The organism is Streptomyces sp. NPDC048290 (genome assembly GCF_040652095.1).
Lineage (GTDB): Bacteria > Actinomycetota > Actinomycetes > Streptomycetales > Streptomycetaceae > Streptomyces.
Window position 1 is genome coordinate 23,072 of sequence record NZ_JBEZLM010000028.1, and the last position, 19,719, is coordinate 42,790.

At 73.9% G+C, this 19,719-nt stretch carries 19 protein-coding genes; 13 read left to right on the plus strand and 6 right to left on the minus strand.

Annotated elements, in window-relative coordinates; genetic code table 11:
• Positions 1–81 precede the first annotated feature (81 nt).
• Complete coding sequence (locus tag AB0D49_RS34790) at positions 82–1,278, plus strand: BadF/BadG/BcrA/BcrD ATPase family protein (protein WP_362765736.1); 1,197 nt, start codon at positions 82–84, stop codon at positions 1,276–1,278.
• A 422-nt stretch (positions 1,279–1,700) separates the two neighbouring features.
• On the opposite strand, the gene AB0D49_RS34795 is transcribed toward AB0D49_RS34790, so the two are convergent.
• On the minus strand, positions 1,701–2,909 hold the full coding sequence (locus AB0D49_RS34795; protein WP_362765739.1) for an ROK family transcriptional regulator: 1,209 nt from the start codon (positions 2,907–2,909) through the stop codon (positions 1,701–1,703).
• 145 nt (positions 2,910–3,054) lie between these two features.
• Between AB0D49_RS34795 and AB0D49_RS34800 the strand changes: the two genes are divergently transcribed.
• The 4 genes from AB0D49_RS34800 (at position 3,055) to AB0D49_RS34815 (ending at position 7,726) form a co-directional block, all read left to right on the plus strand.
• Positions 3,055–3,726 carry a flavin reductase family protein gene (locus AB0D49_RS34800; protein ID WP_362765743.1) on the plus strand — a complete coding sequence of 224 codons (672 nt, stop codon included), beginning with the start codon at positions 3,055–3,057 and terminating at the stop codon, positions 3,724–3,726.
• A 126-nt stretch (positions 3,727–3,852) separates the two neighbouring features.
• Positions 3,853–4,740: an ROK family protein gene (locus AB0D49_RS34805; RefSeq protein ID WP_362765746.1), complete on the plus strand. Its 888-nt coding sequence runs from the start codon at positions 3,853–3,855 to the stop codon at positions 4,738–4,740.
• 225 nt (positions 4,741–4,965) lie between these two features.
• Positions 4,966–6,456 (plus strand): aldehyde dehydrogenase family protein, encoded by a 1,491-nt coding sequence (locus AB0D49_RS34810; RefSeq protein ID WP_362765749.1) that lies wholly within the window; start codon positions 4,966–4,968, stop codon positions 6,454–6,456.
• An 889-nt stretch (positions 6,457–7,345) separates the two neighbouring features.
• On the plus strand, positions 7,346–7,726 hold the full coding sequence (locus tag AB0D49_RS34815; RefSeq protein WP_362765752.1) for a VOC family protein: 381 nt from the start codon (positions 7,346–7,348) through the stop codon (positions 7,724–7,726).
• Between the two features lie 13 nt (positions 7,727–7,739).
• Here the strand turns inward: AB0D49_RS34815 and AB0D49_RS34820 are convergent, their stop codons facing one another.
• A complete protein-coding gene (locus AB0D49_RS34820) occupies positions 7,740–9,056 on the minus strand; it encodes an MFS transporter (protein WP_362765754.1) in 1,317 nt (438 codons plus the stop codon).
• A gap of 97 nt (positions 9,057–9,153) precedes the next feature.
• Positions 9,154–9,774, minus strand: coding sequence for a LysE/ArgO family amino acid transporter (locus tag AB0D49_RS34825; protein ID WP_362765756.1), 621 nt, complete (start codon positions 9,772–9,774; stop codon positions 9,154–9,156).
• A 105-nt stretch (positions 9,775–9,879) separates the two neighbouring features.
• Here AB0D49_RS34825 and AB0D49_RS34830 point away from each other — a divergent pair, with 105 nt between their 5' ends.
• From AB0D49_RS34830 to AB0D49_RS34840, 3 genes are all read left to right on the plus strand, one after another.
• Positions 9,880–10,809 carry a LysR family transcriptional regulator ArgP gene (locus AB0D49_RS34830; RefSeq protein ID WP_362765759.1) on the plus strand — a complete coding sequence of 310 codons (930 nt, stop codon included), beginning with the start codon at positions 9,880–9,882 and terminating at the stop codon, positions 10,807–10,809.
• Between the two features lie 150 nt (positions 10,810–10,959).
• Complete coding sequence (locus tag AB0D49_RS34835; protein ID WP_362765762.1) at positions 10,960–11,211, plus strand: WhiB family transcriptional regulator; 252 nt, start codon at positions 10,960–10,962, stop codon at positions 11,209–11,211.
• 128 nt (positions 11,212–11,339) lie between these two features.
• Positions 11,340–11,690 (plus strand): DUF488 family protein, encoded by a 351-nt coding sequence (locus AB0D49_RS34840; RefSeq protein WP_362765765.1) that lies wholly within the window; start codon positions 11,340–11,342, stop codon positions 11,688–11,690.
• Positions 11,691–11,908: 218 nt separating this feature from the next.
• Here the strand turns inward: AB0D49_RS34840 and AB0D49_RS34845 are convergent, their stop codons facing one another.
• Both AB0D49_RS34845 and AB0D49_RS34850 read right to left on the minus strand, forming a co-directional pair.
• Positions 11,909–13,582, minus strand: coding sequence for an FAD-binding dehydrogenase (locus tag AB0D49_RS34845; protein WP_362765768.1), 1,674 nt, complete (start codon positions 13,580–13,582; stop codon positions 11,909–11,911).
• Positions 13,572–14,255 carry a TetR/AcrR family transcriptional regulator gene (locus tag AB0D49_RS34850; protein WP_362765771.1) on the minus strand — a complete coding sequence of 228 codons (684 nt, stop codon included), beginning with the start codon at positions 14,253–14,255 and terminating at the stop codon, positions 13,572–13,574. The genes AB0D49_RS34845 and AB0D49_RS34850 overlap by 11 nt, the downstream gene beginning before the upstream one ends.
• 139 nt (positions 14,256–14,394) lie before the next feature.
• On the opposite strand from AB0D49_RS34850, the gene AB0D49_RS34855 reads away from it, so the two are divergent.
• From AB0D49_RS34855 to AB0D49_RS34870, 4 genes are all read left to right on the plus strand, one after another.
• Positions 14,395–15,021, plus strand: coding sequence for an alpha-ketoglutarate-dependent dioxygenase AlkB (locus AB0D49_RS34855; protein WP_362765774.1), 627 nt, complete (start codon positions 14,395–14,397; stop codon positions 15,019–15,021).
• Between the two features lie 84 nt (positions 15,022–15,105).
• Entirely contained in the window at positions 15,106–16,290 is a 1,185-nt protein-coding gene (locus tag AB0D49_RS34860; RefSeq protein WP_362765777.1) for an acyltransferase family protein, read from the plus strand.
• Between the two features lie 70 nt (positions 16,291–16,360).
• A complete protein-coding gene (locus AB0D49_RS34865) occupies positions 16,361–17,107 on the plus strand; it encodes an MBL fold metallo-hydrolase (RefSeq protein ID WP_362765780.1) in 747 nt (248 codons plus the stop codon).
• 10 nt (positions 17,108–17,117) lie between these two features.
• Positions 17,118–18,356, plus strand: a complete 1,239-nt coding sequence (locus AB0D49_RS34870; RefSeq protein ID WP_362765783.1) for a DUF4032 domain-containing protein — start codon at positions 17,118–17,120, stop codon at positions 18,354–18,356.
• 51 nt (positions 18,357–18,407) lie between these two features.
• Here the strand turns inward: AB0D49_RS34870 and AB0D49_RS34875 are convergent, their stop codons facing one another.
• On the minus strand, positions 18,408–19,277 hold the full coding sequence (locus AB0D49_RS34875) for a universal stress protein (RefSeq protein WP_362765786.1): 870 nt from the start codon (positions 19,275–19,277) through the stop codon (positions 18,408–18,410).
• 77 nt (positions 19,278–19,354) lie between these two features.
• On the opposite strand from AB0D49_RS34875, the gene AB0D49_RS34880 reads away from it, so the two are divergent.
• The gene (locus AB0D49_RS34880) at positions 19,355–19,717 is read left to right on the plus strand and encodes a VOC family protein (RefSeq protein WP_362765789.1); all 363 of its coding nucleotides are present in this window, start codon (positions 19,355–19,357) and stop codon (positions 19,715–19,717) included.
• The last annotated feature ends 2 nt before the right edge of the window (positions 19,718–19,719 follow it).

A 19,719-nucleotide genomic window follows, 5' to 3' on the forward strand; every position in this document is an offset into this window, starting at 1 on the left:
CTATAGTGGAGCACTGGGCCAAGCGTGGACCAGTGCGGACCAGTTCCGGGAGCCCTGAGAGCGGGGACAGCGGTGACAGCGGTGACAGCAGAGACGAGCACGAGGGCCGCCGTCCTGGCGGTGGACGGCGGCAACTCCAAGACCGAACTGGCGCTGGTGGCCGCCGACGGCACGGTTCTCGCCGCGGTGCGCGGCCCCGGCTGCTCCCATCAGCGCCTCGGTCTTGAGGGCGCGACGGCCGCGCTGCGGGAGAGCGCCGACCGGCTGCGCGCCGCCGCCGGACTGCCGCCCGGTGAGCCGCTGGCCCGGCTCGGGGTGTTCTGTCTCGCCGGTATCGATCTGCCGGTCGACGAGCACCGGGTGGGCACGGCCCTGCGCGCCGCGCGGCTGACCGACTCCGTGCTGCTGCACAACGACACCTTCGCCGTGCTGTGGGCGGGCAGCCCCGCCCAGTGGGGGGTGGCGGTCGGCGCCGGGACCGGGCTGAACTGTGTGGGCATCGCCCCCGACGGACGCGATCTGCGGTTCGCCGCGCTCGGCCGGATCTCCGGGGACTGGGTGGCGGGCGGGCGCTGGCTCGGGGTGCGGGCGCTGGGCCAGGCGGTCCGGGCGACCGACGGCCGGGGCCGCCGTACGGCGCTGGAGACCGCCGTGCCCCGGTACTTCGGGCTGGCCGACCCGATGGCGGTGGCCGAGGCCGTCTACACCGGCCGGATCACCGAACGCCAGCTCCTGGTGCTGGCGCCGACCGTCTTCCGTACCGCCGCCGAGGGCGACGAGGTCGCCCGGGAACTCATCGACCAACTGGCGTCGGAGATCGTCACCTACGTCGCCACGGCCGTCCGCAGACTGGGCCTCGCCCACGCGGACGTCCCCGTGGTCCTCGGCGGCGGGCTGTTCGAGGCGGGCGACGGCCCACTCCTGGACACGGTCCGCCGGGGCGTCGCCGGTATCGCCCCCCGCGCGACGGTACGGGTCCTGACGTCCCCGCCGGTCGCGGGCGCGGCACTGCTGGGGCTGCACCGGCTGGGCGGGGGCGCGGACTCCCCGGAGGCCCGCAGAGTGGTCACCCAACTGACCCGCCAGCGCCTGAGGGAGGCGGGGGCGGAGGCAGAGACGGGGCCAGGGTCGGGGTCTGCTGCGGGGTCGGGATCGGCGGCGGGATCGGCGGCGGGGTCGGATTCGGGATCGGCGGCGGGATCGGCGGCCGGATCGGCCGGTCCGCCCGGGGAGACGGAGACGCGGGCGCCGGGGCTGCGGGAAGGGCTGCTGCCATGAGGGGGGAGGCGCGGGCGACCGGGGCGGGCTGGGCGGACGGGATCACCGGGGCGGCGGAAAGCGCTGCCGCCGTAAGAGGGGACGCGCGGACGACCGGAGCGGACCGGACGGACGAGACCACCAGGACGGCGGAAAGCGCGGCTCCCGTAAGAGGGGACGCGCGGACGACCGGGACGCAGGGGACCGCGCACGCGGCGCCGGACACGGCTCCCGTACCGGCCCGACACTCCCGCCCGGCACAGCCGACGGCTCCGACGACGCCGGTGACATCGACGGCACCGGCCCCCCGGACCCCTGCGGACACCCGGACACCCCCGGACGCCCCGGCACCCGCAGACGCGCGGAGATCCGCGCTCACCCGAACAGCCGCAGACGCCCCGACACCCCCGGACCCCCGGCGGCGGGCCGGTGCGCTCCCCGCCCTACTCCCCCACCGTGACCGGTGCCGGTGGGCCCGGGTCGGGTTCTGGCATCGGGGTGCCCAGGAGGCGGCCCCAGGCGTCGGAGACCGCGCTGCCCACCGCGCCGTGCAGCACGGCGTCCGTGCCGAGCACGGAGGTGACCACCTGGACGGAGAGCGGGGTCAGGGCACGCAGGGTCGTCTCGATGGTCGGGGTGAGCAGATCGCCGTTGTGGCCGATGCCGCCGCCCAGCACCACCACCTCCGGGTCGACCACGGCGGCGACCGTGGACACCGCGCGGGCCAGCAGCCGGGCCTCCAGTTCGACCACCTCGCGGGCGAGCGCGTCGCCGCGCCGGGCCATCGCGAAGACCCCGCGCATGGTGGGCGGGCGGTCCAGTGCGCGGTCGGCGGCCAGCCGCGCCACCGCCCGCTCCACGGTCTCGCTGGCGAACCAGCCGCGCCACGGCGGCCCCGACTCGTCGGCGCCCTCCAGACCGATCGGCAGATAGCCGATCTCCCCGGCCAGCCCGCGCGCCCCCCGGTGCAGCTTGCCGTCGATGACGAGACCGAGCCCGACGCCGGAACCGATCCACAGATAGGCGAAGTTGTCGTACTGCCGCCCGTAACCGCTCCACAGCTCGCCGAGCGCGGCCAGGTTGACGTCGTTCTCGATGGTGACGGCCGCGTCGAAGCGGGCGCGGATCGACTCGACCATGCCCTGCCGCTCCCAGCCGGGCAGGTTCGCGGCGAGCATCATCTGCCCGCGCGCCGGATCGACCACGCCGGGGCTGCCGACGGTGACCTGGCTGACCTGGTCCCAGCGGACCGACCGCTCGGCCATCACCGTCCGGGCCATGGCGCCGATCTGGTCCAGCAGGGTCTGGCTGCTGCGCAGCCGTACCCGCTCGTCGTGCCGGGCGACGATCCGGCCCGACAGATCGGCCAGCGCGGCCCTGATCCAGCGGCGGCCCACATCGATGCCGACCACCCACGCGGCCTCGCTGTTGATCTCGTACAGCAGGGCCTTGGGTCCCTGGCGGCCATGGGTGGCACCGGCCTCGCGGAGCAGTCCGGCGGCCAGCAGATCGGTGAAGACCTCGGAGACGGTCGGCTTGGACAGTCCCACCACCCGCGCCACCTGGGAGCGGGAGAGCACACCGTGGTGCTGGACGGCGTCGATGACCGAACGCCGGTTGATGGCCCGGACCATGGACGGGTCCGCCTTCACGAAGTTACGCGGCTCGACAAACGTGGCCCCTACCTCCTCCTGCGCTGGTGTGACCACTGGCGACCGCCACGGCGGTCCGGCCCGGCGCACACACGTACGGCGCCGACGAGCGCCGCAATCCTACCGGCCGATCCTGGGAGCGATCATGACCGAGGCTGAGGGGACCGGTCGTCCACCGGTCCCGCCCGAGCGGCTCGACCGGCCGCTGGAACTGTCCGCGGACGCCTGGCCGGTGCGGGACGTCTACCATCTGCTGACCGCGCTGGTGGTGCCCCGCCCGATCGCCTGGGTGTCCACCCTGAGCCCCGGCGGGGTGCGCAATGTGGCCCCGCACTCCTACTTCACCATCGCCTCGCACGCCCCCCCGCACATCGTGTTCAGCTCGACCGGCGTGCGTGACACGCTCACCAATATCCGCGCGACCGGCGAGTTCGTGGTCAATGTGGTCTCCGCCGAGCTGGTGACGGCGATGAACCTGACCTCCGCCGACTTCCCGCCGGGCGAGGACGAGTTCGTCTGGGCGCGGCTGGCGGAGGCACCGGCGGCGCGCGTGGCGGCACCCCGGGTGGCACGGGCCAAGGCGCATCTGGAGTGCCGGCTGGTGCGGGAGGTGCCGGTGGGCAGCAGTGTGCTGGTCATCGGCGAGGTGCTGCACCTTCATGTGGCGCCGGAGGTCTGGCGCGCCGGGCGCGTCGACCCCGCGCTGCTGGCTCCGGTTGCCCGGCTGTCGGGCTCGGCGTACGCCCCGCTCGGCGAGGTGTTCCGGCTGACCCGCCCGCACTGGGCGGGCCTGGCGGACGGGGGCGACGATCCCTGAGCCGCCGCCGGTACGGCGGACAGGGCCCCGGCGGTAGGCACGGCCCCAGCGGTATGTACGGCCCCGGCGGGACGCCCCCCGGTGGCCTCCCCACACATCACGCGCGACACAGCAGGAGGAACAGGGATGCTCGCCGGAATCGCGGGATCGGGCAAGGACTTCAGGTGTGCGGTCGCCACCGGTCCCGACGAGGTACGGGCCGAGGCGGTGTTTCCCACCACCACACCCGAGGAGACGCTGGGCCGGGTCACCGGTTTCCTCCGCGCACAGCAGGAGCGGTACGGCCCGGTGTCGGCGGTCGGTATCGGCTGCTTCGGCCCGCTGGATCTGCGGCTGGAGTCGGCGACGTACGGCAGGGTCGGGTCGGTGCTCAAGCCGGGGTGGCCGGGGTTCGACCTGGTCGGCGCGGTGTGGCGGGAGTTCCCGGTGCCGATCGCGCTGGACACGGATGTCAACGCGGGCGCGCTGGCCGAGCGGGAGTTCGGCGGCGGGGGCGACGACCTGGTGTTCGTGATCGTGACGGGCGGCATCGGGGCGGGGGTGCTGACCGGGGGCCGGGTGGTGCACGGGCGGGCGCATCCGGAGATGGGGCATCTGCCGGTCGCCCGGCATCCGTCGGACGAGGTGACCGGCCCCTGTCCCTATCACCCCGAGTGTCTGGAGTCGCTGGCGAGCAGGCGCGCCCTGCTGGCCCGCACCGGCGGCGGGAGCTGGCCGGAGGCGGTCACTCCGGAGCTGGTCGAGCTGGAGGCGTGGTATCTGGCGCAGCTGACGACCGCGCTGACATATGCGGTGTCGCCGCGCCGGATCGTGTTCGACGGCGATGTCAGCGCGCTGCCCGGACTGATCCCGGCGCTGCGCGCGGCGACCGTACGGCGGCTGGGGGACGATCCGGCGGTCGCGGAGGTGGTCGCGGGGCGGGACACGTATGTCACGCGCTCCGCCCTGGAGGGGAGGGCGGTGCTGCGCGGGGCGCTGCTGCTGGCGTCGCACCTGGCTCCTTCCCTCCGGTAAACTCGAATAAATAGTAAAGGCTGCTAACTATAGCGTGGGCCCCTCTTAAGGTCTACACCACCCTCACCTCCTCATAATCCGACCTATCACACCCCTTGAGCGCAGCCGAAGGGTGGTGAATAGTAAGGGTACCTTCACATTCATTGGACAGCTCAGTCACTCCGACCAGTGACTGCGACCCGTCACTCCGATCCCCTGCATCCGCAGACGGGAGGGCTTCACCCCATGACCGCTTCATCCCAGCCGTCGTCCGTGCCCACCATCCCCGCTTCCGCGCACGAGGTCCTCAATCTGGTCGACGGGACCTGGCAGCCCGCGCGTTCGGGACGCACCCTCGCCCGGGAGAATCCCGCGCGGGCCGACCGGATCATCGCGGTGTGCCCGGCGTCGGACGCCTCGGACGCCGGTGCCGCGGTGGCCGCCGCGCGGGCCGCCGCCGCGGACTGGGCCGCGACACCCGTCGAGGACCGGATCGCCGTCATCGGCCGGGCGCTGGAACTCCTGGAGAGCCGGTCGGAGGCGCTCGCGGTCGCCGACGTCCTGGAGTCCGGCAAGACCCTCGCCGACTGCGAGGGCGAGATCGCGCGGGCGCTGGCCGCCACCGCCTATCAGTTGAAGATCGCCCCGGATCTGCTCAGCCACGTCAGGGCCCTGGAGTCCGATCTCGATGTGGAGATGACCCGGGCGCCGGTCGGGGTGGCGGTCCTGGTCACCCCGTGGAACTACCCGTTCAGCGCGGTCCTGCGCAAGAGCGTCCCGGCGCTGGTCGCGGGCAACGCGGTGGTGGTCAAGCCGTCCGAACTCACCCCGGTCACCGCGGAGATGGTGGGCCGGGCGCTGATGGAGTCGGGTCTGCCCGCCGGGGTCTACAACCTGGTGTTCGGCACGGGCCAGGAGGCCGGGCAGCCGCTGCTTGACCACCCGGACGTGGACGCGATCTCGTTCACCGGCTCGACCCGGGTCGGGTTCCAGGTCGCGGAGCTGGCCGGGGCGCGCGATGTGAAGGTCCAGGTGGAGACGGGCGGCAAGAACCCGCTGGTGGTCATGGCCGACGCGGATCTGGACCGGGCCCTGGACGCGGCGGTCGCCGCCTCCTACACGGCGGCGGGGCAGTGGTGCATCGCGACCAGCCGCATCCTGGTGGAGACGCCGGTGTTCGAGGAGTTCCGCGACCGGTTCGTGGACCGCACCCGTGCGGTCCGGGTCGGCGACGGGCTCGACCCGGACACGGACATGGGGCCGGTCTCGTCCCGCGTCCAGTACGACAAGGTGCTCTCGTACCTCACCGACGAGGCGCTGTCCGGCACGGTCCTCATCGGCGGCGGCCCCGCCGAGGGCCCCGACCTCCCCGCCGGTTACTACATCGCCCCGACCGTCGTCGAACGGCCCGCCCTGGACTCCCCCATCGTGCAGGAGGAGATCTTCGGCCCGGTGGTGGCCCTGCTGAGCGTCTCCTCACTGGAGGAGGCCATCACCCTGGCCAACGGGACGCCGTACGGACTGTGCGCGGCGATCTTCACGGCCGACCGGGACCGCGGCAGGCGCTTCGCCCAGGCGGTGGACGCCGGACGGGTGGGCATCAACCTGCCCACGTCGGTGGGTGATCTGCGGGTACCTGGCGGAGGCCGGAAGAACAGCGGACGGGGCGAGTACGAGGGGGCGGGCGACGGGATCGCCTTCTTCACCCACCTGAAGCCGATCTTCTTCGCGGGGTAGGTGGGACGGGCGCCCGGGGGTGGGGCGATCGGTTGCCTGGGGGGCGGGGGTGAGCCGGCAGCCTGGAGGCGGGCGGTGGGACAGCCGGTCTGGACGGGGGGACCGGCCACCGGCCTGGCCGCGGGGAACCCCACCTCGACGGGGCTCCGGTCGGGTCGGGGGGAACCACTCCGGCGGGGCTCCGGTCGCGCGGAGCCACTCCGGCAGGGCTCGGGGCGGGGGGAACCACCCCCGCAGGCTCCGGTCGGGGAACCACCCCGGCAGGGCTCCGGTCGCGCGGAGCCACCCCCGCAGGGCTCCGGTCGCGGGGAACCACCCCCGCAGGCTCCGGTCGGGGAACCACCCCGGCAGGGCTCCGGTCGTGCGGAGCCATCCCGGCAGGGCTCGGGGGACCAGCCGCCGGGACCTGGAGGGCGGGCTCTCCGGGCGGAGTCCAGCGTCGAAGGCGAGGCCGATCCGGGCCCACGGGCCAGGCTCTGGACGCCGGTCCACACCCGCGCGGGCATCGGTCGGCGGCCCGGACGCGCGGGCGGCCACGCTCCCAGAGCCACAAGCCGGGGCGTGGGCATCGGCCCACGCCCGCGCGGGCATCGGCCGGCGGCCCGGACGCGCGGGCGGCCACACTCCCGCAGCCACAAGCCGGGGCGTGGGCGGCCCACGCCCGCGCCGAATCAGCCGTCACCCCGGACGCACCAGCCGGACCACCCACCCGCGGGCCCCCGGCCCGGAGGGTCGGACCCGCCCCCTCCCCGACGGTGGCGGCACCCGGAAAGCCGCTTCCCACCTGCTCGCTTCTCCGGGTACGGTCTCCCGCGTGGCCGTGCCACGGGGCCCCACGGTCCCGTCGCGGTGTCCGTACCGATCCCCGATGAGAGCAGGTCCGTTCCCCATGGCGTGTCGTATCAGTGAACTCGTCCTCGGCTGCCGTGAACCCGAGGTGCTGGCGCGGTTCTGGTGCGAGGTGCTGGACTTCGTGGTGCTGGACCGCGAGGGCGACCTGATGTTCGAGATCGGGCCCCGGGAGGGGTTCGGCGGGGCGCAGCCGACCATCATCCTCAGCTACCGGGAGGAGCCCGAGCCGGGCAAGACGCGGCTGCACATCGACGTCAACCCCACCGACCGCGACCAGGACGCCGAGTTGGAGCGCCTGCTCGCGCTGGGGGCCCGCCGCGCCGACATCGGGCAGACCGGCGAGGAGCAGTGGCATGTGCTCGCCGATCCCGAGGGCAATGAGTTCTGCCTGCTCAAGTCGCGGATCAAGGCCCTCTGAGCCGTCGGCCTGGTCAGACGCGGTAGCGGCGCAGCGCCGGTACCGCCGCCGCCAGGCCCAGCATCGCCGCGACCACCAGCAGTCCGCCGCCCACCACGGCGGCGCGTGGGCCGAACGCGGAGCCCGCGGTGCCGTGCAGGACGTCGGCGAGCCGCGGGCCGCCCGCCACGACCACGGTGAACACCCCCTGCATCCGGCCGCGCATCTCGTCGGTCGCGGCGGACAGCAGGATCGCGCCCCGGAACACCATGGACACCATGTCCGCGACCCCGGCGACCACCAGGAACGCCACCGCGACCCAGAGACTGGTGCTCAGCCCGAAGCCCGCGATGGCCAGCCCCCACGCCACCACCGCGCCGATCACCATCCAGCCGTGCCGCCGGGCCCGCGAGAACGTGCCCGAGAACAGTCCGCCCGCCACCGCGCCGACCGGGATCGCCGCGAACAGCAGCCCGAGGGCCAGCTCTTCGCCGTAGGGACCGTAGGTCTCGGCGGCGAGCTGCGGGAACAGGGCGCGGGGCATACCGAGGACCATCGCGATGACATCGGCGAGGAACGACAGCAGCAGCACCTTGTGCAGCGCGATGTACCGGAAGCCCGCGACGATCTCCCGTACCCCCGCCCGGCGTCGGGCGGCCGTCGTCAGCGGCGGCAGTGAGGGCAGGCGGGCGACGGCCCACACGGTCACGCACAGGGCGATGGCGTCGATGAGATACAGCTCCGCGAGCCCGATCACCGGGATCAGCGCCCCGGCCAGCAGCGGCCCGGCGACCAGTCCGATCTGCATCACGGTCGAGCCCAGCGCGTTCGCCGCGGCGAGTTCCTCCTCGGGGACCAGCCGGGCGATGGAGGCGTTGCGGGCGGGCGCGTTGAGCCCGAAGAACGCCTGCTGGGTGGCGAGCAGCACCATCAGTACGGCGACGGAGTCCAGCCCGGTGAGCGCCTGGAGCCAGAACAGCAGCGAGGTGACGGCTATGCCGATGTTGGTGACCAGCAGCAGGGTCCGGCGGTCGACCGCGTCGGCGACGGCGCCGCCCCACAGCGCGAACACCACCATGGGCAGCAGTCCGGCGATGCTGGCGTAGCCGACCCAGGCGGAGGACCCGGTGAGGTCGTAGACCTGCTTGGGTACGGCGACGGCGGTGAGCTGGCTGCCGACGGCGGTGACGATGGTGGACGACCAGAGCCTGCGGTAGGCGGGGCGGCGCAGCGGCCGGGTGTCCATCGCCCAGCGGCGCCGGGGGCGTGACGGCTCCTCACCCGGCGGGGGCGTGCCCCCCGTGGCCGCCGGATCCTCCGGCTCCTGCGTACCGCGTCCGCTGCTGTCCACGCACTTCCTGGTTGCTCGTTACATCTTTCGAACCAGGAGTCACTATCGCAGCAGCGGGCCGCGGACGGGGAGCCGTCTCGGACTATGGCGGCCCGGATCAGGCTCGGGCGATCAGCAGCACGCCCAGGGTGATCATCGTCAGGGCGACGAAGCCGTCCAGTACCCGCCAGGCGGCGGGCCGGGTGAGCCGGCGGCCGAGCAGCCGGGCGCCGAAGCCGAGCGCGGTGAACCAGACCAGGCTGGCGACGGCCGCGCCGAGGCCGAAGGTCCAGCGCAGTTCGCCGCGGTCGGCGGCGAGCGAGCCGACCAGGAAGACCGTGTCGAGATAGACATGGGGATTGAGCCAGGCGAGGGCGAGACCGGTGAGGACGGCCCGGCGGCGTGATCCAGCGGCCCCGGACCCGTCGGCGCCCAGGGTGTCCCCCGTGGGCCGGAGCACCCGGCGGGCGGCGAGCGCCCCGTAGCCCAGCAGGAAGGCGCCGCCGGTCCAGGCGACCACCGTCATGGCCTGCGGCCAGGCGACCACGATCGCGCCGACCCCGGCGACCCCGAGCGTGATCAGCAGGGCGTCGGACAGCGCGCTGATGGCGACCACCGCGAGGACGGCGTCCCGCCGGGCGCCCTGGCGCAGGACGAAGGCGTTCTGGGCGCCGATGGCGACGATCAGGGAGAGGCCGGTGCCGAAGCCGGCCGTGGCGGCGGACAGTGCGGGGGTCATGCCGTGGACGCTACGGACGCGATCACTGGACGTACAGCTAAAGATTCTTACCTATCATTAGCTTGACTGAAGTGGATGGACTGGACGGACTGGAGGTCGGGGCGGATGAGTGAGGGCGTCTCCGGTGCGGGCGGGCTGTCGGATCTGCCGCTGGACCAGGTGCGGACGCTGCTCGCGGTGGTGGACGAGGGCACGTTCGAGGCGGCGGCGCTCGCGCTGCATGTGACGCCGTCGGCGGTCAGCCAGCGGGTGAAGGCGCTGGAGCAGCGGACGGGCCGGGTGCTGCTGCTGCGCACCAAGCCGGTGCGCCCCACGGAGTCGGGGGCGGTGCTGGTACGGCTGGCCCGGCAGCTGGCGCGGCTGGAGCGGGACGCGTTCGCGGAGCTGGGGCTCACCCGGGACGGCGAACCGGCCCGGGTGTCGGTCGCGGTGAACGCGGATTCGCTGGCCACCTGGTTCCTGGACGCCCTGGTCCGGCTGCCGCCCGGCTCGGCGCCCGGTCTGGAACTGCGCCGCGAGGACGAGGACCGTACGGCGGTACTGCTGCGGGAGGGGCTGGTGATGGCGGCGGTCACCTCGTCGCCGGACCCGGTGCCGGGCTGTTCGGTCCGGCCGCTCGGGCGGATGCGGTATCTGCCGGTGGCCACCCCGGAGTTCACCGCCAGGTATCTGCGCGGGCGCCCGGCGCGGGACGCGCTGGCCGAGGCCCCGGTCATCACCTTCGACCGGCGCGACGACATGCAGGACGCCTTCGTGCGCGGGCTGGGCGGCGGACACGGCGGGGCGAGCGCGCTGCGCCACCGGGTGCCGACGAACGAGGGGTACACGGCGTGTGTCGTGGCCGGGCTGGGCTGGGGTCTGGTGACGGAGGCGCAGGCGGACCCGGCGCTGCGGTCCGGGCGGCTGGTGCCGCTCGGCGTGGGCGGTCCGGTGGACGTGCCGCTGTACTGGCAGCAGTGGAAGCTGGACTCCCCCGCGCTGGCCGTCGTCGCCGAGGCGGTGCTCACCACGGCGGCCGAAAGTCTGCGCTCCTGACGCGGAATCACCGATGCCGTGACAGTGCCGTTTCCGCGAGATCTGTTTCAGCGGGCGCCGACCGGTGAGCCGAGTCGAGGAGGGCCCTTCAGGAGGGCGCGTACGACTCGACACGAGGCGACCGCGACAGCTACAGCGGTGGAGGCGGCGATGGACGACCACTGGCGGGAGCTGGCCGAGTGCCGCTTCCACGACCCCGATCTGTTCTTCCCGGTCGGCACGTCCGGACCGGCCGCGTTCCAGACGGAGCGGGCCAAGGCGGTGTGCCGGACCTGCCCGGTCCGCGAGCCCTGTCTGCGGTACGCGCTGGACGAGGGCGAGGACTCCGGGGTGTGGGGCGGCGCCAGCGAGACGGAACGCCGGACCCGGCGGGCGGCCACCGGGCGCCCGGCACGGCGTTGAGACCGTCGTACCGGACCGGCCCCGAGTCGCCCGTCCGTCCCTACGATCCGAACAATCCCCGCCATATCGCCATGACTCCGACAGCCGGGATACGCTCCGGGAAAACCACCCCCGGCGAAGGGTCCCCCGTGAGCGTCCGCGTCCGCCGTATCTACGAGGCCGTCGAACCCGGCGACGGTCTGCGCGTCCTGGTCGACCGGCTGTGGCCGCGCGGGCTGTCCAAGGAGGCGGCACGGGTCGACGAGTGGCCCAAGGCGCTCACTCCGTCGACCGAACTGCGCCGCTGGTACCACGCCGGGGAGGGTCCGTACGAGGAGTTCGCGCGGCGGTACGAGGCCGAGTTGGCCGAGCCTGAGGCGGCCGGGCTGCTCGCCGGGCTGCGGGCGTCGGTGGCGGCGGGCCCGGTGACGCTGCTGACGGGGTCCAAGGAGCCGGAGCACAGCCATGCGGCCGTACTGCTCCGGCTCCTGCGGGAGTGACGCCCGCCGCGCTGATCGGGTAACGGGTAGGGGTAACGGGGACCTGGGACCGGGGATTCGTACCGCTCCCCCTCAGGCCAGGTGGGCTGAGGGGATTCGTACCGCTCCCCCTCAGCCCACCTGGCCCGCTCCCGCCCAGCGCTCAGCCCACCTGGCCCGCCGCCCACCCCGACCTTGCCGCTCAGCCCACCTGACCCGCGCCACCCTGACCGGGCCGCTCAGCCCACCTGGCCCGCCGCCGCCCGGCCCGCCGCGCGGCCCGAGAACAGACAGCCGCCGAGGAACGTGCCCTCCAGCGCGTTGTACCCATGGACGCCGCCGCCGCCGAACCCGGCGACCTCGCCCGCCGCGTACAGCCCCTCGATCGGCCTGCCGTCGGCGCCGAGGGCGCGGGAGTCCAGGTCGGTCTGGATGCCGCCGAGGGTCTTGCGGGTGAGGATGTGCAGCTTGACGCCGATCAGGGGACCGGCCTCGGGGTCCAGCAGCCGGTGCGGGGTGGCGACCCGGCCGAGCCGGTCCCCGATGTAGCGGCGGGCGTTGCGGATGCCCTGCACCTGGGCGTCCTTGCTGTAGGTGTTGGCGAGTTGCCGGTCCCGGGCCTCGATCTGGCGGCGCAGGACACCGGCGTCCAGGAGGGGTGCGTCGGTGAGGCCGTTCATCCGCTCGACCAACCGCTCCAGGGTGGGCGCGGTGACGAAGTCGGCGCCGCTGCGCAGGAACGCCTGGACCGGGCCGGGGGCGCCCTTGCCGAGGAGCCGGTCGCGCAGCACCGCCTTGCGGTCCTTGGCGGTGATGTCGGGGTTCTGCTCGGAGCCGGAGAGCGCGAACTCCTTCTCGATGATCTTCCGGGTGAGGACGAACCAGGAGTGGTCGTGTCCGGCGAGGTCCTCGGTGGTGCGCAGATGGCGCAGGGTGGAGAGGGTGTCGTAGCCGGGCAGACAGGGGTCCGGCAGGCGGCGGCCCAGGGCGTCGAACCACATCGAGGACGGGCCGGGCAGGATGCGGATGCCGTGGCCGGGCCAGACCGGGTCCCAGTTCTGGACGCCCTCGGTGTAGTGCCACATCCGGTCGCGGTTGACGAGGCGGACCCCGGCCTCGGCGCTGATGTCGAGCATCCGGCCGTCGACGTAGGCGGGCACGCCGGTGATCATCCGGGCGGGCGGGGTGCCGAGCCGGGCGGGCCAGTGGCGGCGGACGATGTCGTGGTCGGCGCCGATGCCGCCGGAGGTGACGATCACCGCCTGGGCGGTGAGGGTGAACTCACCGGCCGCCTCCCGGCTGGAGGAGACACCGCGCGGGGCGTCGTCCGGGGCGAGCAGCGTGCCCCGTACCCCGCGCGCCGCGCCGTCCTCGACGATCAGGGCGTCGACGCGGTGGCGGTGGTGGAAGGTGAGCAGTCCGTCGGCGGCGGCCTGCCGGGCGTACGCGACGAAGGGTTCGACCACTCCGGTGCCGGTGCCCCAGGCGATGTGGAAGCGGGGTACGGAGTTGCCGTGGCCGTCGGCGCGCAGATCGCCGCGTTCGGCCCAGCCGACGGTGGGCAGCAGCTTGATGCCGTGGCCGTCGAGCCAGGACCGCTTCTCGCCCGCCGCGAACTCGACATAGGCGCGGGCCCAGCGCACGGCCCAGGCGTCCTCGTCGTCCCGCCGGTCGAAGGCGGCGCTGCCCTGCCAGTCGGTCCAGGCCAGGTCGAAGGAGTCCTTGATCTTCAGCCGGCGCTGTTCCGGGGAGTCGACCAGGAACAGTCCGCCGAACGACCAGTACGCCTGGCCGCCGAGGTTGGCCGCGTTCTCCTGGTCGACCAGGGCGACCCGGCGGCCCCTGCTGGTGAGTTCGTGCGCGGCGACCAGGCCGGCGAGGCCCGCTCCGACGACGATGACGTCAGCGTCCATGGTGACGTTCCCTTCCTGGGGGCGGGGGGTCGGGTGACCCGGCGGCGCCGCCGTCCGTCAGCAGCGCCGTGAGCAGTTGTTTCAGCCAGGCGCGGGCGCCGGACAGATCCTGGTCGAGCAGGAGTTGCACGGTGACGCCGTCGTAGGCGGCGACGACCGCGCGGGCGGCTCCGTCGGTGCCGCCGAGGACGGCGGGGAGCGCGGTGTGGCCCCGGGCGCGGCGCAGCCGTTCGGCGATGGCGGCGCGCAGCCGGGCCCGGTGGTCGAGGAGGGTGGCGGAGACGGCGGGGTCGCGGGCGGCACGCACCAGGAAGTCGGTCTTGACCAGCAGCCAGTCGCGGTCGAGGAGCAGTACGCCGGTGACGCGGTCGACGGCGGCGGGGACGTCGAGTCCGGGGCCGTCCTGGGCGAGCGCCCCGGCGACCTGTTCGGCGATCAGTTCGGCCCGCTCCTGGTAGAGGGCGAAGAACAGTTCGTCCAGGCTGGCGAAGTTGGAGTAGAAGGCGCCCCGGCTGTATCCGGCCGCCTCGCAGACCTCCTCGATGGAGACCCGTCCGAACCCTTTGGCGGCGAACACGGTGAACGCGGCGGCGAGCAGGTTCGCCCGGGTCCGCGCCCGGCGCCGGGTCACGCGCCCGCCCGGCGGCTCCGCCCCGGTCCCGTCGTCCACCATGCCGGCCGCCTCCGTTCGATACGCGAATGTATCCGATACAGGAATGTATCCCTAGGGCCGTGCGGCACCGATCCACCACCCGGACCCCACTCGGAGGCGTCATGGGAACAGATTTTCGAATGAGGCGTACGCTGGGGTCATGACCACGCACCTCCAGGGCTCCCTCTTCGACCAGAGCGACCAGGTGCGGCTGGGCCCGCTGGACGGCGTCCGCCGGACCGTGCTGGGCTCCGGCGCCTGGATCGACGTCCTCCCCGGCTGGCTGACCGGCGCCGACACCCTGTTCGAACGGCTGCTGCACGACGTCCCCTGGCGGGCGGAGCGGCGCACCATGTACGACCAGGTGGTCGACGTGCCCCGGCTGCTCGCCTTCTACGGCCAGGGCGAGGAGCTGCCCGACCCGGCGCTGACCGAGGCCCGCGACGCGCTGTCCGCGCACTACGCCGGGGAGCTGCGGGAGCCGTTCACCACGGCCGGGCTGTGTCTGTACCGGGACGGCCGGGACAGCGTGGCCTGGCACGGCGACCGGATCGGACGCGGCGCCCGGGAGGACACCATGGTCGCCATCCTGTCCGTGGGCGCCCCGCGCGATCTGCTGCTGCGTCCGCTGCGCGGCGGCGACTCGGTGCGCCGCCCGCTGGGACACGGCGATCTGATCGTGATGGGCGGTTCCTGCCAGCGGACCTGGGAGCACTGCGTACCGAAGAGCACTCGCGCGGGCGGGCCCCGGATCAGCGTGCAGTTCCGGCCACACGGCGTGCGCTAGATCCCATCCTCTTCGCCGGTCGCGGAAGCCTGTCGTCCGTGCCGCGCCTCCCCCACACTGGGCGCACCTCAGGAGGGGGCGCCGATGGGCACGGAGGCGGGACGAGCACCGGTGGCCGCCCGGCGCCGGGAACTGGACACCCTGCGGGTGCTGGTCGTGCTCGGGCTGGTCTTCTTCCACGCCGCCCTGGTGTTCTCCCCCGACGACGACTTCTACGTCAAGAACGCGGACACCTCGGAGGCCGTGACCGTGCTGTCCGGGCTCGGCGTGGTCTGGGCGATGCCGGTGCTGTTCCTGGCCGCCGGGCTGGGCACCCGGCACTCCCTGGGCCGCCGGGGACCGGGCGGGTTCGCCCGGGAGCGGCTGCTGCGGCTCGGGGTGCCGCTGGTGGCCACCACCCTGGTGCTGCTGCCGCTCCCGCAGTGGCTGCGGCTGCGCGCGGTGGGCGAGCATGTGCCGTACCCCGACTTCTGGGGGCGGTTCCTGAGCGTGCGGCTGGACCTGGCCGACTTCCCGTTCGTCCTGGACGGCCGGTACTTCGAGACCGGGCATCTGTGGTTCGTGGTGCTGCTGCTGGCGTTCGGTCTGCTGCTCGCGCCGGTCGCGGCCCCGCTGGCGCGGGGCGCCGAGCCGCTCGCGCGGGCCGCCGGGCGCCACCCCGCGCTGCTGCTCCTGCCCGCCCTTCCGCTGGCCGCGCTGAACGCCGTCCTGCTGATGGAGGAGGGCCTCGCGGGCTGGAACCGGTGGGCCTACCTGGTGTTCTTCCTGTACGGCTACGCCCTCGCCGACGACGGACGGGTCCGGGCGGCGACCCGGCGGCTGGCGCGACCGGCCGGGGTGCTCGGGCTGGTGCTGTTCGCGGCGACGGCACCGGGGTTCATGACGCTGGACGAACCGTTCACCGGGCGGACCGCGTTCGCGGTACTGACCCGGGCGCTGTTCGGGGCGGCCGGATGGTGCTGGGTGCTGGCGATCACCGGCCTGCTGGACCGGCCCGGCACGCGCACCCCGGGCCCCCGCTCCGCCCGGGTCAGGGCCTACCTCGCCGGAGCCGCGCTCCCCGTCTACCTCCTCCACCAGCCCGTCGTGGTGGCCTTCGCGTACGGCGTGGTGGGCTGGCCCGCGCCGGTGCCGGTGAAGTACACGGCGATCGTGGCCGGTTCGCTGGCGGTGGTGTTCGCGGTGTACGAGTGCGCGGTGCGGCGGCTGCGGGTGACACGGTTCCTCCTCGGGATGCGCGCCGGGTCCGCGCCGGAGCCCGCCCGCTGATCTGCTTCCCTGGTCCCCTACCGGCACGAAGCTGGTCCCCTACCGGCACGAAGAGGGACGAGGAACGGTCATGCGGGCGGACGTACAGCAGGTCACGGACGGGGTGTTCCTGGTTCACGGCGGCCAGACGAACTGGGTGATCCTCGCCGACGGCGACGACCTCACCCTGGTGGACACCGGCTACCCGGCGGACCGGGAGCGGCTGCTCGCCTCCCTCACCGAGGTGGGCGGCGCCCCGGAGGCGGTCACGGCCGTCCTGCTCACCCATGCCCACAACGACCATCTCGGGTCCGCCGCGTTCCTGCACGCCCGGTACGGCACACCGGTGCTGTGCCACGCGGCGGAGGTGCCGCACGCGCGCCGGGAGTTCCTGCACCAGGTGGACGTGGGGGACGTGCTGCGCAACGCCTGGCGGCCCGGGGTGCTGCCGTGGTCGGTGCACGCGCTGCGCGCCGGGGGCAAGGCGCACGTCCCGGTCGCCGAGGCGCGGGCGTTCGCGCCGGACGGGCCGCTGGACCTGCCGGGCGCCCCGGTGCCGGTGCCGACCCCCGGGCACACCCTGGGGCACTGCGCGTTCCATCTGCCGGACGCCGGGGTGGTGGTCTCCGGGGACGCGCTGGTCACCGGGCACGCCACGTCCCGGCTGCGCGGGCCGCAACTGCTGCCGGGGATGTTCCACCACGAGCGGGCGGCGGCCCGCGCCTCGCTTCAGCGCCTCGGCGCGCTGGACGCCGGGCTGCTGCTGCCGGGGCACGGTCCGGCGCACCGGGGTCCGATCGCCGATACGGTTCGACAGGCGGACGCGTACGCGTTCTAGTGTTCGGGTCATGGCTTTGCAGATCAGCGCCACCAACCCGGAGCATCCGGCCCTGCTGCTCGCGCTCCCCTGGCAACTGCCGCTGGAGGAGTGGCCCGAGGAGCACCTCGTGCCGCTGCCGCGCGGCATCTCCCGGCACGTGGTGCGCTACGCGCGTGCCGGGGACGAGGTGATCGCCGTCAAGGAGCTGGCGGAGCGGCCCGCGCTGCGCGAGTACGGGCTGCTGCGCGACCTGGACCGGCTGCGCATCCCGGCGGTGGACGCGCTCGCCGTGGTCACCGGGCGGGCCGACGCGTCCGGTCAGCCACTGGAGCCGGTGCTGGTGACCCGGCACCTCGGGGGCTCGCTGCCGTACCGGTCGATGTTCGAGACGACGATGCGGCCGGAGACCATGCACCGGCTGATGGACGCGCTGGCGGTGCTGCTGGTGCGGCTGCATCTGGCCGGGTTCGCGTGGGGCGACTGCTCGCTGTCGAACACCCTGTTCCGGCGGGACGCGGGCGCGTACGCCGCGTATCTGGTGGACGCGGAGACCGGCGAGCTGCACGCCCGGCTGAGCGACGGCCAGCGCGACTACGACCTCGATCTCGCGCGGGTCAACATCAGCGGGGAGCTGCTCGACCTGGAGGCGTCCGGGGCACTGCATCCGTCGGTGGACCCGATCGAGTTCGGGAGGGAGATCTGCGGACGGTACGGGGAGCTGTGGCGGGAGCTGACCCGGGTGTCGGTGTATCCGGCGGGCAAGCACCACTACATGGAGCGCCGGATACGCAGGCTCAACGACCTCGGGTTCGATGTCGCCGAGATGCAGATCGAGCGCTCCGGCAACGGCGACACGGTGACCTTCGTGCCGAAGGTGGTGGACGCGGGGCACCATCAGCGCCAGTTGCTGCGGCTGACCGGTCTGGACACCGAGGAGAACCAGGCGCGGCGGCTGCTGACCGATCTGGAGTCCTGGATGGCCACCCAGGACGACTACGCGCCGGGCGATCCGCTGGCCGCCCGCCCGGAGGTGCTGGCCCACCGCTGGGTGCGTGATGTGTTCCGGCCGACGGTCCGCGCGGTCCCGGCGGAGCTGCGCGGCACGATGGACCCGGCGGAGCTGTACCACCAGCTCCTGGAGCACCGCTGGTACCTGTCCGAGCGCGCCCAGCACGACATCGCGCTGGACACGGTCGTGAAGGACTACATCGCCCACATCCTCCCGAGGGCACACCAGTCGGTGGCCCTGCCATGTGACGTGGACTGATGACGCGGGGGCCCGGGACGTTCCGTACGGATGCCGCCGGGCCCCCGGTCATCACGCCGGGGGGACCACCGCCACCGGGCACTGGGCGTGGTGGAGCACTCCATGGGCGACCGAGCCGATGCGCGCGCCCACGGCGGTACGGCGGGCGCGGCGGCCGACGACCATCAGCTGGGCGCCGCCCGCGACGGACAGCAGGACCTGGCCCGCGCTGCCCATCTCGACATGCTCCAGGACATGCACCCCGGGGTAGCGCTCGCGCCAGGGCCGCAGGGCGTCGGCGAGGGCCCGCTTCTCGTAGGGCTCGGGGCCGCCCGCCTCGTCGAGGACCTTCATCGCGGCGGGGCTGTAGGAGAACACCGGCGGCAGGGTCCAGGCGCGGACCGCCCGGATCGCGGCGCCGCGCGCGGCGGCCGTGCGGAAGGCGAACTCCAGCACGGCGGCGCTGTCCTCGGGCTCGCCCTCCTGGCCGACGACGATCTCGTGCCCGGCGACCTCGGTGGACGCCTTGTCGCCCGCGCGGACCAGGACGACGGGCCGCCCGGCCTCGGCGATCACCTGCTGGCCGACGGAGCCGACCAGGAAGCCGACCACCTGGCCGTGTCCACGCGAGCCCAGCACCAGCAGCTCGGCGTCCGCGCCGGCCGCGGTGAGCGTGTCGGCCGGGACGCCCTCGGTGACCGCGGTCGTGACCGTGAGCGTCGGGTGACGCTCGGCGAGCGCGCGGACGGCGCCGTCGACGGCCTCCCGGGCCCACCGCTCCTGGGCGTCGTGGTCGCCGTCGACGGCCGGGTGCTCCTCCGGCCGCCAGGCGTGCACCACCCGCAGCGCGAGATCGCGCCGGACGGCCTCCCGCGCGGCCCAGGCCAGCGCCGCCAGGCTCTCGTCCGATCCGTCCACCCCTGCCGTGACCGGGCGCGTCATCCCGTCGCCTCCTTCTGTCGTGATCATGTGTGCGCCTCCCAGTCTTCACTACGCGGTGTCTTCACTACGCTGCCGGTATGACCCTGCGGTGGGAGCAAGTGGTGATCGACTGCGCGGACCCGGCGGCGCTCGGACGCTGGTGGGCCGAGGCGCTCGGCTGGGTCACGGTCCTGGACGATCCCGGGGCCGGGGAGTACGAGATCCGTCCGGCGCCCGAGGTGCTGCCGGGCCTGCTGTTCGGCGCGTCCCCGGACGGCAAGGCGGGCAAGAACCGGCTGCATCTCGACTTCCGCCCGGCCGACCAGCGCACCGAGGTGGACCGGCTGCTCGCCCTGGGCGCCCGGCACGCGGACGTGGGGCAGAGCGGCGAGGAGAGCTGGGTGGTGCTCCAGGATCCAGAAGGGAACGAGTTCTGCGTGCTCAGCGCGCGTACGGACTGACG